The organism is Haloarcula sp. K1 (assembly GCF_001647155.1).
Classification (GTDB): domain Archaea; phylum Halobacteriota; class Halobacteria; order Halobacteriales; family Haloarculaceae; genus Haloarcula; species Haloarcula hispanica.
Genome location: NZ_LRHL01000046.1, coordinates 83,287 through 97,855 on the forward strand (window position 1 = coordinate 83,287; position 14,569 = coordinate 97,855).

Below are 14,569 nucleotides of genomic sequence, written 5' to 3' on the forward strand. Positions count from 1 at the left end.
GGGATTTTTGAATACATTCGGGGAGTGGTAGCGATATCGGGATGTAGCGTTCACTCAGAGACAAAGGTTCAAGAGTGATAGCGGCTAAAGAATGAGTATATAATGGCACCCGACAACGGAGATGGAAAAGACGACTCTCCTCCGGTTCCCCCCTTTGTTAGGGGTGATGAGTCTCCCGAACCGGAAGTCATCCAAGGTGGTCCTGGTGCGAATAGTTCGGTGTCTGCTAGCGGCGACTCGTCTGAGTCGCGGGGGCTTAAGCGGGTTGACGTTGCTGACCTCGACCGGACGTGGGCACCGTACTTCCGCTACGAATCGGTCTACCAAGATCAGATCGATGCGATTGATACGTTCCTCACTCTTCTGTCACAGAACGGTTATTACGCACTGGAAGGCGCGTGTGGGACGGGTAAGACGCTGGCTGCGGTTACTGGTGGTATCCACGCAATCCGCGACCAAGACCAGCTGACCGAAACCCTCAACGAGGGAGCCGATGAGTTCCCCGACTTCTCCCGAATGCTCGTGGTCACACCGTTGAAGCAGCAGCTAAGACAATTCGTCCGGGAAATGAGAGCCATCAACCAATCTCTCCCTAAGACGAAGTCCCCAGTCCCGACTGTCGTCATCCGGGGCCGGGGAGATATGATGCCGTACGCTTACGTCGACTTGCCGCCGTTCGACCACCATGGCGTCGGCGAGAAGATGGACGATCTACGCGAGATGACGCGCGAAATCATCAAGTTCGGAAGCGACATTCCTCTCGACTGGCCGGAGGATATGTCTCCACCAGAGTTCTCAAAGTCGACCTACAATTGGGAGGAGGCCTCGGTTACGGCGGAACAGCACCGAGAGAAGCTACGGTACGACCCGCAACGAGCAAAGGCTGTCAAGCGCATCATTGCTGAAATGGAACCCGAGACGACTGGGGGCTATGACCGCCTCGTCGTCAACGGCGTAAAAACACCGTACCCCGAGTACGTTCCGCACACGAACGATGTCGTTGATACGGATGTGCTTCAGTCTCGTGGAACAGGGCAACTTCCCTTAGATCTTCAAGGGAAGTTTGATCCATTCTACGCAGGCGCGTTCGCTGACGAGCGGGGACTCCCCTTCGGATTCCAAGATTCGGACAAATACGTCTTCGATCAAGAGTCGCTGTTCACCGCAGCTGCATCTCGCGGGATCTGCCCGCACGAAGCGATGGCAGAGCTAGCGGACGAGGCCGAAGTCGTTCTGGGTAACTACTACCACCTAGCTGATCCCCAGACGCGCCTGCTCACCGAGGAGAAAATCGGCCTGCTTGATTCCGAGACTATTGTTGCCGTCGACGAAGCTCACCAGATTGAGGAGCGTGTCCGCGATATGCTCTCAATGTCGCTGGACATTTACACACTTGATCGCGCGATAAACGACCTCGAAATAGCTCGGCAGTACGCGGTGGGTGATATCCCGAAGACGCCAACACCGAACCTCGACAATAGTGATGCGCGACTCGCAGAGTCGCTCGCAGATGGGGCGCTTGATACGGTCGGTAACTATTCAGTCTCCGTCGACGACCTTGCAGAATCTGAGCGATTGCTCCGGTTTGCCAAGCAGAAGTTGTCTGAGTACGGTTCTGAAGGGCTGAACGAGCGGTATGAGGACGGATCTTGGCAGGAGGCTGTCGAACGGTGGGGTGCCGATCCTGTCGAGAAGGCGCTTGCTGAGCCTGACGACTTCGACAGCACTGACGAATTCACCACGGACGTCATCTCTGAGAACGAGTTCGATACACGCTCATTTCTCAAGGTCTATCCGTCGATGCTGGCCACGAAGTTTGTCTTTGAAGCACTTGAGGAAGCCGGACTCTACGACCGGACGCCACAGGGCGTCGAGGTCGGGAAGTTCTTCAAGCGATGGGCATCGGAGGACTCTGTAGAGTATCACCGAGAAGTGGTACTCGATGACCGGATGAAAGACACCATCCCCACAGAGTTCCCCCAGTGGGTCAAAGCGTGGACGCCAAAGTTCCAGCTCTACAACTGCATCCCGCGCGACGAGCTCAGCGCTGTGTTTGGGGAACTCGGCGGTGGCGTATTGATGAGTGCTACACTACAGCCACAAGACGTATTCGAGGAAGCAGTGGGTATCAACGGCATCCCCTACCCCACAAAAGATGAGGAGAACGACGAGGACGACGAGGACGAGAGCATAAACGTCTCGTCGAAACCGTCGGATAGTTCTGACCTCGATGATTCGGACACTCGCCCGACCGCGTTCGAGCAGTACCCACTCCGATTCCCCCAAGAAAACCGCGTCTCTCTGATCGCGGACCTGCCGAAGTACACCAACCGGAACCGTGGAAAGCAGACACAGAACCCCAGCAATATGAAGCCCGTACGCAAGCAATACATCAACCTCATCAGGAACGTCCTAAAGACGCGGGGGAACATACTCGTCGCGATGCCGAACTACCGAGAAGCCAAGTGGGCATACAACTATTTGAAGGACTCGGGAAAGTCGTACGAGTATTTGGAAGACACAGGAATCTCCAAGCGCTTCCACCTCGACCAGTCCAGTTCGGCACTCGAAACCGACGAGACGCTGGAAGCGTTCTTTGCAGAGGGTGACGCGGTGATCTTCACCAGTTCCCGCAGCACAATCACAGAAGGCGTCGACTACGACGGCGAGAAACTCCACGGCTGTATCGCGGTCGGGATTCCGCTCCTCCCTACGAACTCCAAGCGCATCGACGCGACGATTGCCGCATACGACGAGCGAATCAGTTCCGGGTCTGGGTTCGAAACTGCGCTCACGATTCCTGCTGTCCGGAAGGTCCGTCAGGCATTCGGGCGCGTGATCCGTGGGCCGGATGAGGCTGGATTCCGCTTGCTCATCGATGAACGCTATGGGTCTATGGATTGGGACGGTGTGAACGAGTACCTCTCCGAACAAGAGCGACAAGAGTTCCAGACCGTCCGCCCCGAGAGTACGACCCAAGTCCTCTCGACGTTTTGGGACGACATCGACGAGCGCCAGCAGCAAACAGCCCAGGCCGCGACCGAAACAGGCGAACAGTCGAGTGATGCTCAAGAGCCTACAGCTGACGCGACAACCCAAGACGTTGTTCCCACGACCGAGACGGCGACAACTTCGCGAGAAACAAGAGAGCAGACCAGCTCGACTGATTCTACCCCCGACCAAGGTGGGGCGGTGTCGTACTCGAAGATCTACTTTGGTGCTGAGTCGAATCTGTCGAACTGGACACCTATCGAGACAGAGGTGGCCGAGAACGAAATTATCCCGCTTGTGCGTGAACACACCGTAAAAGAAGACGAAGACACAGAGTCCGTCCAACTCAACTTCGCGAAAGAACTTTCCGTTAGCGGCTGGACGCAGGTCGACGCCGAGGTCGTCCACTCCGAAATCGAACCTATCGCAAAACGGGCACGGAAGTAAGAGATTGATCTTCTTCCTTGCTATCGTGAGTTAAGAAGCACCTTTAAAACATAACTAATCGTGGTTTCTCTCGCTGATTGAAGGGCGCTAGCATAGAATAACGGCCTCCAATCCGGAGCCTCGTTGAACGAATTGATGAAACTAGAGTGAGCGCTGCCTGCTCTGTATAGTGTGACCTATTCGGAGGAAATGCGTGGAGCGATCATAAACTCCACGCTCAGCGTCTCTTCTTCGTTGCCGTATCGGAGCTTGACGGGGAACTCGTCGCCTATTTCCATCTCGACAGAGCCGTTGGTCGGAAGAGCTTTCTTGATATTTTTCATATATTCGAGTGAGAACAGGGACGCGACATTATCGCCGATGGATGAATAGATGAGATCTCTGTCGTCCAGTTCGAGTTTGATGTCGTCCGTGTCACCTTCTGCTTCGATGATGAGTTGGTCACTGCTGTGTGCGAGTTGGGTCTTGAGCTCGATATGATCAGACACCATATCGGCGGCCTTGATACCACGTTTGAGGTCGCCTGTTTCGACCTTTAACGTGCTGGGAAGGTTCAGATCAGGAATGTCTGGCTCTTGCCGGATCGTGTCGGCGTCGATAAGTGCGAGCGTGTACTCCATACCGTTTACCGTGATATGTAGTTTCCGCTTCTCTGTGTCGTACTCCAGCGTGACAAGTTCGCCACTGTCAGCGAAATTGACGACATCCTCGAACCGAGTCAGGTTGACGCCGAGAACACCGTTTGTCGTGTCGAAACTCTCGAATGCATCGGCGTTCAGTTCTCCATCCACCATTCCTACGTTAGCGTGGTCAACGGCGCGAGCCTGAAGACCATTCGGGGAAGTTCGGATCTTACACTCATCGGCCATGACGGTGAGGCTGTCCAGAAACCTGGCGAGTTCGTCTGCTTCGGCGGTCGCACTGAATCGCTTCGGTGGGTGATTCACCTCTCCGGTCTCCATGGATTCGTCCTCCACATCGACCTCGCTGTCGTCGTCGTCGGCGTCTGTCTCTTCGACGGCTTCAGCCTCAGTCCCATCGGCTTCAGTCATGCTAGGCGAGTTTCCGGTTTCGCTATTTTCTATCTCTGCTGCCTCCGCTTCGTCGATAACTTCCTTTGTGGATTCTGGTTCTTCCTCGACGGCAGGTTTGGTTTCCTTGTCAGCATCCACAGTGGATGCTCCTTCTTTTTCGATCTCCTCTCCTAGCGTGTCGTCGGTGCTGGCCTCGTTTCGGTCCACACTGGCTTCGGAGTCTGCCTCTACCCTCTCTTCAGTTTCTTCAGTTCCGGTATCAAGCTCTTTGCCAGCACTTTCGACATTGGGTTCTGGTTTGGCCTCGGGCTCTTCGTCGTCGGTTTTGGACTCCGTTTCCTTGTTTGGAGGGGTTGGGGACTCGGGCTCTTGATCGGGAGTGTCGAGGCCTCCAGTGATGACGATTCCGGAGTCCGACTCGTTGTTCGATGGCTCTGCAGCACTGCTGCTCTGGGTGTTCGATTTGGACATCTTCTTAACTACCTCTTTGAACGTTCTTCATCTACGGTGGGATGATAAAAACTATACTCAGCGGTTCTCCCAAGCAATCAGACTAACGACTGCTGTTTTGCTGGCGGGTCCGGCATCGGAATGTCGGGGGTACTACGACCAGCGAACTTTTCAGGAGATTGCCGGTCACGCCACGCTTGAAGCCACTCTTTACGCTTGCCTTCGCAGGACTCTACCAGCGCTTTGTCAGGCCACAGGTGGATAGGAAGTTCCAACTCCTCCCCTATTTCCTGCACTGCTTGGAATTGTCGACATGCATATTCACGCCATGCGGAGGGTGATTGAATCTCTGTCAACGCCCGTGCCAATTCAATTTCACCAGCACGTTCGGCGGCGGCGACGGTGAGCTCGAAGTTGTTACCCCGAGGATTGATTGGTTCGTGAAACACGACTCCGGGATCGAGGCAGGCGATTCGTTCCATCAATTGCCGGAGGTCGTTTCGCTCTTGTGTCGGGTATGTTGGGGACATCGACACGAACGTCTGGATACCAGCTTCGTTGAGTCGTTCTAAACCCGCGAACCGTGATTCAACTGGCGGAGCATTCCTTTCTAAGGCCGTCACCTCATCGTTATTCAGAGAGTTAATTGATGAGCCGACAGTTAAGCGGTCTCCAGCGTTCGCAAGTGCGTCGATGCCTCTGGTAGTTACCCGTCCAGCTGGGTCGTGGCGGATTGGGTGTGTTACGGCGTTCATCGGTGCACGAGTAAGCACGCGAACGTGGCGGCCCCTGTCAGTGAGGATACGTACTGCTTGAGTTGCGAGGTTGGCTGCCCGCTGATCCATATATGCATCTGTATGGAAACTGATGCCGATGATTCCCCGACCTTTGTCTGTGCGTTTCCATTTTTGCTTACGTTCTACGGTTCCAGGGAGTTCTGTTGGGATTTGGTCACGATAGAGGACGTACTCACCCCACTCCTCCTGCGGATCGTTTACTTCAACTTCTTCGGCAAGCATCTTCTTTCGTGCTCGGATGTTAGGGGTTCCTGGGACGTAGCACCAGACGCATCCGTGACGACAACCCGAGCAGATGTTCAGCACGTAGTCACAAAGATACTTCTTGTGTAACTTGGACTTGGAAAGTAGCGTCTTTGTCGGGTCTTTGGCTTTTCGTGGCGTGGTCATAACTAGGATTCCTCTGTGGAGCTGAGATTAACTCACACAACACTTCACTCGCCTGTGGAGGTATAAAAACTGGTCTCGAAGGTTATTCACTCAGAAGAAATCAGTCAGTTCTTGTCGGACTTTACGGTCGACACTTCCGATGACTGCTTTCGCTTCTCCAAGCGGATTGAACATTGCCCGCCGAACTTGCTCGTAGCCGAGGCGATTCGGCATTGCGGTCCCGTGGAAGGTCAGTTCGATTACGATGCCGCCAGAACGTAGTAGATGATTAAAGCCCTCCTTCGCTAATCGGGAGTGGCCAAGTTGGGTCTTCTCTTCCGGATCGGGCGTCTCGAATGGCAACGTTGATAGGTCGATTTCCGGTATACCTTCCTTGGTTACGTATTCGCCTGAGTACCGGAGATTCGCCTGATAGAGGGACCATGGCGGGTCAAATATGATTACATCGAAATCATCGGCTTGGAAGTCAGGGATTGCTGCGAGTTCTGCTACATCCCGGTGATAGTCAGCATCTCGGTCTGGATTCGTGTCGTTGCGAACGATATCCCCGCCCGGCGGTGGTGTGAGTTTAGTAGCACCCGCACAGGCGTTTAGAATCCGGTCTCCGGATTCAAAGTGTGACTCGACCCACGCTCGAATGGTTGCGTCTTCGAACGTCCACCGGCTGAATGGTTGTACTGAGAAGAACTGCGTATCGACATCTTCTCCGACTCGGGCAGAGGACTGTGTTTGGGTGGTTGGTGTCGCAGATTCTGTTCGGGGGGTGGCTGTTGGAACGTATACTAGAGGGGTAGTTTGGAGTGAGCGGAGGGTTGGCGCGAGTTTCGCGATGTCAGTTGAGGCTGGCCCATTCGGTGGGTCAAGTCGGTTGAGGAGTGCGTTGGAGTCTGCTTCCGTTTCCGGTAGTTCAACCGTTAGCTCACCGACTGTCAGAAATGCCGCGTCTCCGACCGTCTTTATGACACCGGACTCCAAGTGGATGAGGTCGCCGGCTTCGATGGCTCCGGCAAGCGCACACACGTTGTCGACGAAGTTAGGCTCGGAGAGAGGTTCCTCAAACCCATCTGTGAGGTCTTCTGTCTTCGCGCAGGGGTGTAGCGAGAAGACGTCTCCATCGTTCTGGATGTCGGTGAGCCGGTAGACGTGGTCTTCGTGAGGGCAATAGAAGCGCTCGCCTTCGACGGCGAGTTTCCGGTACCAGAGGCGGTCGTGTTCGATACGTGACGGCCAGTATGGGGCGAGTTCTGATGGGACTGAAGCGCGGTTGAATGGCTCATTCTCGCCTGTGGTGGCAACTCTCATTACTTTAGCCTCTACTCGGGCTGGGGGATACAAACTAACGAGTGAGAATAACTACTGGTAGCGGTTCATCATCTCCCAGAAGACATCCGGCGGGTCGTTATCGTCAGGAGCTTGGAGGCCTACGGCGTGTCCGATTCGCGTTCCCATTTGGAACGTCCCGAGGTAGTAGACGAACAGGAGTATCGGGGTGAAGTAGATGACGCCGAAGTCGATGACGAGAGCGATGATGACGAATAGGTTGAAGAATCCGCCGATGAACGCACGCGGGATCGGGCCGAGTTCGAACTGGCTAGCAGCGAGCTGTACGCCGAACCCGACTATTATTGCGAGGATGAAACTGACGAGCACCAGTGCGACTAGAAAGCTGACGGTGGCCATTTCTTACCCGGATTGTTATCGGCGGTAAATATAATCTCTTGGGCTTCTGCGCTCCGGCATCCGTTATCGGAACGGTGCCACGATATCGGGTGCTTGGCTGATATCGACCGCTGTAAGGGCGAACACCGATGATGACAAGAACAGAAGCCCGAACACGCCGAGAGCGACCAACGGTGTGATGTCAACCCCGAGTCGGATTTCGAGAGATGAACGCACCGCAGGGAAGAGGAACAGGCCTGCTGCGATCATCAAGACACCGCCCGCGTACGTGTAGACCGCGAAGTACCCCAGCCCGTTCATCACGAATAGGAGGCCAATCACGTAGAGAGCGTACCGTTTGACGGGTGCGAGACGGCGCTGCTGTTGTTCAGATAGTTCGGGGAGCATTGGTCTGGTACTGCTTTTTCGGTTCTATACCATCAAAAATGAGGGGGATGCTCAATCGGTGTCGGCGTACCCCACGGGGTCGGTACTCTCAATGAAGGGGTCAAGCTCGGTCATAATACTCCCTGTGTAGAAGGCGTTTACGTGGTCAATGTTCCAGAGTCCCGTTTTCGTCACTTCCGCGTGTGGCGAACAATGACCGACCCAGCCGTCTTTCTTGAGGGCTGGTGTGGTTCTTCGTGCGTGTGCAACGAGAGCGATGAGGTTCTTCTCGAACCGGGCGCGGTCACAGTCAGGGCCAGGGTCACCGGGGATATCGATGACTAAGAACGGGAGGTCGCGAATATACTCCGACACCCGAAGTTCAAGCGAGTGTTCCTGAGCTCGGAGTTCGGGTGTGCTCAGTTCATCAGGGAGGTTCCGGTGGGGTGTCCCCCAATTAGGGTACTTTTCTTCCAGCCCTTCATCTTCGATGATTGCCCGCCCGACGTGCTTACGGAAAATCGACCCACGCGCGTTCCCTCCATCAGCGTACTCGCCTTGTTTCGTTCCCCGGTGCGCTCGGAGTCGTTCCCAGAGGGTGCTTTTTGACCCGGCACAGTCACCGATGGTGCCAATCCGAGTGATGTGCCACTCCTCAACGGGATCTAACTTGAGGTCGGTGTCCGTGCTGAAGAAGATGTAGATTCCACGGTCTGGCCAATCAAGACTACCGTCGGCATCGGACAGGTAGTAGGGGCCGTCAGTCCTCTCGTGGAGCACACCGAGTTTCCGATAAAACTCTTGGAGTTTCGCAGGCCTGTCTGGACCGGAGACCGCAGAAAGAAACACTACCATTCTGATGGATCCTTATTAGTCAGCGTCTGTTTGCTCGTCCAGCATCTGGACAGCTGCTGAATGCTTCTCGCACAGAGTTGCCCACCGTCGGTAGTGAGACTCGAGATGCGATTGCGCTGTCTTCGCCCGCTTCGACGCAGGGTACTTCGCTGGATTCAGCACCATCTCACGTTGTGGATTGATGGTCGCGTCACGAAGGTCATCGGACGTAGCCACACCCGCTTTTGAGAGATGGGACTTCAGTTGCGCCTCTGTTGTCCGAATCTTCTTCGCGATCATCAACAACGGACGCTTGAACTCAGTCTCTGGCTCCGTGTCTAACTCTCTCGGACTGTAAGGGTCGAGCGGGGTATCGTCGGGGTGAGGAGTTCGTCCACGGGGCTTCCAGTACATCTCGCTGTCGCGTGGAGCATCTCGGGTCACTGTTCTGGGGAGTGGTTGACGGCTACCTGTGGGTCGATGAACCGACGGGCGCGCGCTGGGACGCTGATGCCTTCGTCGACGGGCAGAAAGACACTCCCCTCCTCACGGAGGACGAAGGACGCGAAGACTTCGTGCTTACAGGTCACTCGATAAGCGTGCTCCTGCTTGAACGGCCCCTGACAGACTAACCCAGACGACCACGGAATGAAGAGGTACTCGCTCTGACCGGGATAATCCCCCAACAGGAGGGGTGCGGGAAGCTCGATCCCGTAGTCAGATGGGACAGGCATCTCGGCACTGCTGGAATGGTGTGTCTCGAATTCCGATTCGCGGCGAACGTATGTCGGATTGACACCGTATTCATCCGCCACGGTGTCGACATTGGCGTCACTGGGGATGACGAGCACGCCGACATACCGGGTTTCGGACGAGTTTGACCCACCGTAGCCAGCACCAGGAGTAGGGTTCTGAATCAGGGGCCGCGAGAGATCACCGAGTGTACTGCGCTTGAAGACGGCGTACAGGTTCTTCCAGGGCATCAGCCGATACCACTTGGCTCGGTTCTCTCGCTCCTGTTGAACAGCTTGCTCTGGGTTCGACTTGCTCCGACACTCACGTAGGGCGTTCGCGAGATATGCAGGCGCATCCGCGAGGACGTCGTCTGACTCGAAGTTCTCGAAGAAACGCTGCTCAGACTCCCACTGCTTCTCGATGGTCGTTTCAGCGTACTGTAGCGCGAGCGGCTTCTCTCCTACACTGGCTTCGCTCCACGGGTCTTCATCTCCCGGCCCGGACTGGTAGTGGACGTAGGAGTCCAACAGCTGTTTCAGGTTGTCCGGCGGACCTGCCTGCATAAAGTCGACCCGGAGCTTGTGCTCGATAGGCTCGATCGCGGGCTGGTCTTGGACCGGGTCGATACTGTGCTCTCTATCCTGTGACGATAGCGCACCAGCAGGGAGCCGCAGCGGGGGGAGTCCCTGACTGGTGGGAATTTCTCTGATGGCCATAGTTGAAACGAGAAGTCGGCGGCTGGTTACGCGGTGTGAGTCACGTCGATGTTTTCGATGGAGAAGTGCCCGCTGTATCCACCGACGCACGCCTTCGCCTCGATGAGCTTCGCGATCCGATGGTACGCTTCGTTCTCGCCGGGTGCGACGGCAGTGTACGTGAGGTAGAAGACAGTCTCCGGGTTCTCGTCGTCCCGCTCTGCGTCTTGGGCGTCCGTGAACTCGGCGAGGAACCCGCCTCGACGCCGAGCGATCTCATCGATCTCGACCTTTGCGTCTCCCCTGTAGACACCGCGCTCCTGGCCGTAGTGCTGTTTCGACTCACTCATCGTCGACCTCCACGATCTCGTCGAACTCGATGAGGACTGTGGACGGGTCGATGCCGAGTGCTTCGAGCTGTTCTTCGGCCTGCTGCTGGGCTTCCTGTTCAGCCTGCTTGTAGTCACCGGCTTCTGCGGAAACCTCGATGTTGAGGTTGCGTCCTGCGAATCCGTTACATGTGAACGTTGCGGAGTCAGCGTTAGTTGCGTCTGTCATAGGTGGCTTTGAGAGGGTTTACAGGGAGTGTTCTCCACTTCCTGACTCACTACCCCCTTTCACCTGTGTGGGGAGATACAAACAGGACATCACGGAAGGAGAGAGAAATCTTGGTCGCGTCTTACCAAACACATCCACAGGATCTCTTCCAAATGTTAGGTAAGAGCCGAATGACCTCCACTCGAACGCCGCTCCCCCTGCGGATTCACATTAGGTTAGTGAGGTCCGCGTAGAGGGCGAAGAACAGGATGGCGTTGTAGACACCGTGAGCAATCGCAGGAACGGCTAACTTCTCCGTAGAGGCGTACACTCCACCCAGCACAAGCGAAAGCGCGAGCACAGACAGGAGCGTGATGACTGCTTCTCCCGGCGTTCCCGTGAGATAAGCGGGGAAATGGATTGCAGCGAAGATGATACTTGTAGAGAGGATGGCGTACGTCTTCCCAAATGTCGGATAGAGGGACTTCTGGACGATGTTCCGGTAAATGAATTCCTCACACGGCCCAATGAGGAAGATCGAGACGGGAATGAGCAGAAGGAAGAACTCTGGTGAGACCGCGTTTTCGCCGGTCGCCATTTGAGTGATCGCGTGCTGCGACCCGGATACGCCGAATTGCTGGAAGATGAAGGCAATCCCGTTAGAGGCGATGAGAAGTACGACTGCACCACCAAGACCGATTAGCGTTTGCTTCACCGATGGGAGTTCGAAGTCGTAGAAGTTGGTGCTGTGGTCGGAGAATTGGAGAAAGAGCAGGCCGAGAGTGATTGTACTGAGGAGCAATCCCAGATTCTCGAGGAGGAGGCTTGTTGGCCTATCGATACCGCCAGTAAGCGCGTAATGGCACGCACCCAGGAACGCCGTCCACAATCCGAGGAGGAGCATCGACACGACGCTGATGCCGATTGCGGAAAGGAACGCTCGGAACTGCGATGGTGCGGCCTCGTTCTCTGGGCCGGCGTCATTCGGTGGTTCGGTTCCACTGGCCGTACTGGAGATGCTTTCAGTATCTTCAGTCGCCATTAGTTGTCGTGTTTGTTTGTGATCGCGTGTGTTGGTTCCTTCGGTGCCCCTACAATCAGAGGTAGTCGCTTAGAGACGTCTCCGTTGTACGGGACGGAGTTTTCCCGTTGTGAGGAGCTGCACCAAGCGTAGGTGTCTGGAGTTCAGATAGGGCACGTTCGACAATATCGGTCGACCGTGGTGTCTCTGCAACCTCGGTTTCGAGGCGTCTCCGGAGGGTGTCTTCGGTGAACCCTTCGTCCAGTTCTTCTGGGTTGACGTGTTCTTCCAGAGCGCCTACAATGGCCTCGACGCGGTCTTCACTGGCGGAGAGGTAGGATGGCTTCTTGTGGTTGCACGACCCGCTGTGGCGGTTTGTCGCGTCAGAAATGCGACTGTCGTGGATGGTGTTGTAGAGCACGTCTCTGTCGCTATCGACACAGTAGTTCCCCGGCTGCGCTCCGCATTCAACGCACGAGAGATACATCGCCGGATGGTAGTAGAAGTGGTTACCGCAGTGAACGCAGAAATGCGCTGAATCGCTTGGTGGCAGGTCGGTTCGACTGTGCTTGCTGGCCGCTCCAGTCGCGTTCTCTCGGCCTGTAATGATGTGGTGGTTTTCGTACCGGTCTACTTCACCGTCTGGCAGCCCCACCGTCTCTAAGTTCTCGTGGGGCTTCTCGTCGACGACGACGATCCGGTCGGTATCCTTTGACGGGTGCTGGATGATACTGACGCCAGTTCTCCGGTAGTCGTAATCTAGGCCGCTCATCAACGTCGCTGTTCGACCGATCTGTATCACGCGCCCGCCGTCGCCACACACGAGGTCCGTGATGCTTCGTTTGAGTGCCGTCGCGACGTGCGTTTTGTCCCCACCGCTCGCTGCTTCCTTCCACGGCGTCCGAATGTTCTGCTGGAACGCCGAGTAGGGCAGGTCCAGTATAACCGTATCAAAGACGCCGGTCGCGAACGTCGAAGCGATATTCCACGGTGTCTCGACGACGTCGGCAGCAACCTCTTCGTTCGGTGCCTGTAGGTCGACGCATCGATATGCACACCGCGTCACTTCGGCACTTGCAGGTTGTACGGTTGGGTTCGACTCGTAGATGTGGAGCACATGGTCGGTGTTGTTGACCCACTGGTTGACTGCATCCGAGACGGCGGCTTCGTACTCGGTGTTGCGCCCACTACGCTGGTAGCGCATCTCGATAGGGTCGCCACCGTTCCCCCCAGCGGATACGTTGTTGTTGGAGATCTGGTTAGCATCGACGTTCGGAAGGACAGCGTCCTCGACGGTGAGTGGGAGCGTTTTCGAGGACTTGACTTCGGGTTTTTTGAGGGCGATTCCGAGGTAGTCGTTCTGAGACCCGAGCTTGTTGAACAGGCCGACGGCGGCCACGCTGTACCCGAGTTCCGGTGGCATCGCTGCTGTTGTGTACCCGAACTGGATGAACACACCACCGGGCGCAAGCAGCGTGTCGAACAGCTCCATCACTTCGTCGTCGAAGAAGTAGAAGCCGTCCCGGTCGATACCGAGACCGTATTTCGAGACTGCTTGGTTGTAGGAGTATGGAGGGTCGTAGACGATCGCGTCGAAGGATTCAGGATCGGCGTGCTTGAGGAGGTTCCGGAAGTCGATGTGGAGGTCCGCATCGGCGTCTTCATTCAGGTCAACTCGGAGGACCTCGCCATCGACACCTAACCGGGCGTTCCCAGCACACGGGTTCAGGATGCGGTCCGCCCCTTCAAGGTACGACTCTGTCCACTGACGGAGCTTCGGTGACTCAAACGTTGATCCCTCGGTTGTGTCTGAGTAATACCTGAGTGAGGGCGGAGAGCCTCCACTCCCGGTGGCGTTCGCCGAGAGGATTGTTTTGGTAGCCATAAGACTGGTCACTCTAGCACTTCGCTGAACGCTTCACGGAGTTCTTCCCACACCTCGGAATCATTAGCCGTGTAGTTCTCGAACAGTTCGCTGGCCTCGGTCTGGGAAATCCACGTCGAAAGAAGGTAGCTACCACGATGGAATGTGAAGTTGTCCATAATCGACTCGTAGAAGAACGCAACGGACTCCTGCTTGTCGGCGTTGTGTGGGTCGATGTGGTCGAGATAGTCGTTGAGGGCGAGACACAGTTCCCGCGTGGCAGGATCACTTAGGAGGATAGCAGAGCCCTCTTCATCGATTGCTTCGATGACCTTCACGTCTGTTTCCATCTCCTCCAACTTCCGGATGTACTCTAACTTGGACATATTCCAATCCCTCTACCCCGCGTAGGGGGTGAAAAATCAGTCTGCGTTCGTGGTCCTACCAGCACCCGACAGGCCTTCACCACTCCTACAGACGCTTTCACGATGTCCAGCCTCAGTCTCATCCCCAGAGACACCAATCGCGGCTTTCAGATAGGCCTCGGCGCTCCCTGTACTGATACCGGGTTCCGATTCGAGCTGGTCGATGATGCTGGTCGTGATCTCGTCGGTTGGGGCGGCAACGAGAACCTCGTCTCCCTCAGTAATCCGCCCAGCGGCGAATTCCTCGAAGGAATCCCCGTACAGGTGCGTTTCGCTGTGGGTGTGGAGCGGCTCAGTCGTCAT

14 protein-coding genes are annotated in these 14,569 nt (G+C 55.8%); 1 reads left to right on the forward strand and 13 read right to left on the reverse strand.

The features are described 5' to 3' along the window. The first annotated feature begins 102 nt into the window (after positions 1-102). Positions 103-3,438, forward strand: a complete 3,336-nt coding sequence (locus AV929_RS20590; RefSeq protein ID WP_064289192.1) for a helicase C-terminal domain-containing protein — start codon at positions 103-105, stop codon at positions 3,436-3,438. A gap of 176 nt (positions 3,439-3,614) precedes the next feature. Here the strand turns inward: AV929_RS20590 and AV929_RS20595 are convergent, their stop codons facing one another. From AV929_RS20595 to AV929_RS20660, 13 genes are all read right to left on the reverse strand, one after another. Beyond that, a complete protein-coding gene (locus AV929_RS20595; RefSeq protein WP_080510126.1) occupies positions 3,615-4,400 on the reverse strand; it encodes a DNA polymerase sliding clamp in 786 nt (261 codons plus the stop codon). Between the two features lie 620 nt (positions 4,401-5,020). Further along, complete coding sequence (locus tag AV929_RS21590) at positions 5,021-6,109, reverse strand: radical SAM protein (protein WP_080510116.1); 1,089 nt, start codon at positions 6,107-6,109, stop codon at positions 5,021-5,023. A gap of 90 nt (positions 6,110-6,199) precedes the next feature. Further along, on the reverse strand, positions 6,200-7,411 hold the full coding sequence (locus AV929_RS20605; protein WP_064289194.1) for a hypothetical protein: 1,212 nt from the start codon (positions 7,409-7,411) through the stop codon (positions 6,200-6,202). Between the two features lie 51 nt (positions 7,412-7,462). Then, positions 7,463-7,789: a hypothetical protein gene (locus AV929_RS20610; RefSeq protein ID WP_064289195.1), complete on the reverse strand. Its 327-nt coding sequence runs from the start codon at positions 7,787-7,789 to the stop codon at positions 7,463-7,465. Positions 7,790-7,852: 63 nt separating this feature from the next. Next, entirely contained in the window at positions 7,853-8,176 is a 324-nt protein-coding gene (locus tag AV929_RS20615; RefSeq protein WP_064289196.1) for a hypothetical protein, read from the reverse strand. 51 nt (positions 8,177-8,227) lie between these two features. Beyond that, positions 8,228-8,935, reverse strand: coding sequence for a hypothetical protein (locus tag AV929_RS20620; protein WP_230458929.1), 708 nt, complete (start codon positions 8,933-8,935; stop codon positions 8,228-8,230). 494 nt (positions 8,936-9,429) lie between these two features. After that, positions 9,430-10,440 (reverse strand): hypothetical protein, encoded by a 1,011-nt coding sequence (locus AV929_RS20630; protein WP_064289198.1) that lies wholly within the window; start codon positions 10,438-10,440, stop codon positions 9,430-9,432. Between the two features lie 26 nt (positions 10,441-10,466). Next, a complete protein-coding gene (locus AV929_RS20635) occupies positions 10,467-10,769 on the reverse strand; it encodes a hypothetical protein (protein WP_064289199.1) in 303 nt (100 codons plus the stop codon). Beyond that, positions 10,762-10,977 carry a hypothetical protein gene (locus tag AV929_RS20640; RefSeq protein WP_064289200.1) on the reverse strand — a complete coding sequence of 72 codons (216 nt, stop codon included), beginning with the start codon at positions 10,975-10,977 and terminating at the stop codon, positions 10,762-10,764. The genes AV929_RS20635 and AV929_RS20640 overlap by 8 nt, the downstream gene beginning before the upstream one ends. Positions 10,978-11,182: 205 nt before the next feature. After that, complete coding sequence (locus AV929_RS20645) at positions 11,183-11,998, reverse strand: CPBP family intramembrane glutamic endopeptidase (RefSeq protein ID WP_080510117.1); 816 nt, start codon at positions 11,996-11,998, stop codon at positions 11,183-11,185. A gap of 55 nt (positions 11,999-12,053) precedes the next feature. Further along, complete coding sequence (locus AV929_RS20650) at positions 12,054-13,862, reverse strand: hypothetical protein (RefSeq protein WP_064289202.1); 1,809 nt, start codon at positions 13,860-13,862, stop codon at positions 12,054-12,056. Positions 13,863-13,870: 8 nt separating this feature from the next. Further along, positions 13,871-14,227, reverse strand: coding sequence for a hypothetical protein (locus AV929_RS20655; protein WP_064289203.1), 357 nt, complete (start codon positions 14,225-14,227; stop codon positions 13,871-13,873). Between the two features lie 36 nt (positions 14,228-14,263). Continuing rightward, complete coding sequence (locus tag AV929_RS20660) at positions 14,264-14,569, reverse strand: hypothetical protein (RefSeq protein ID WP_064289204.1); 306 nt, start codon at positions 14,567-14,569, stop codon at positions 14,264-14,266.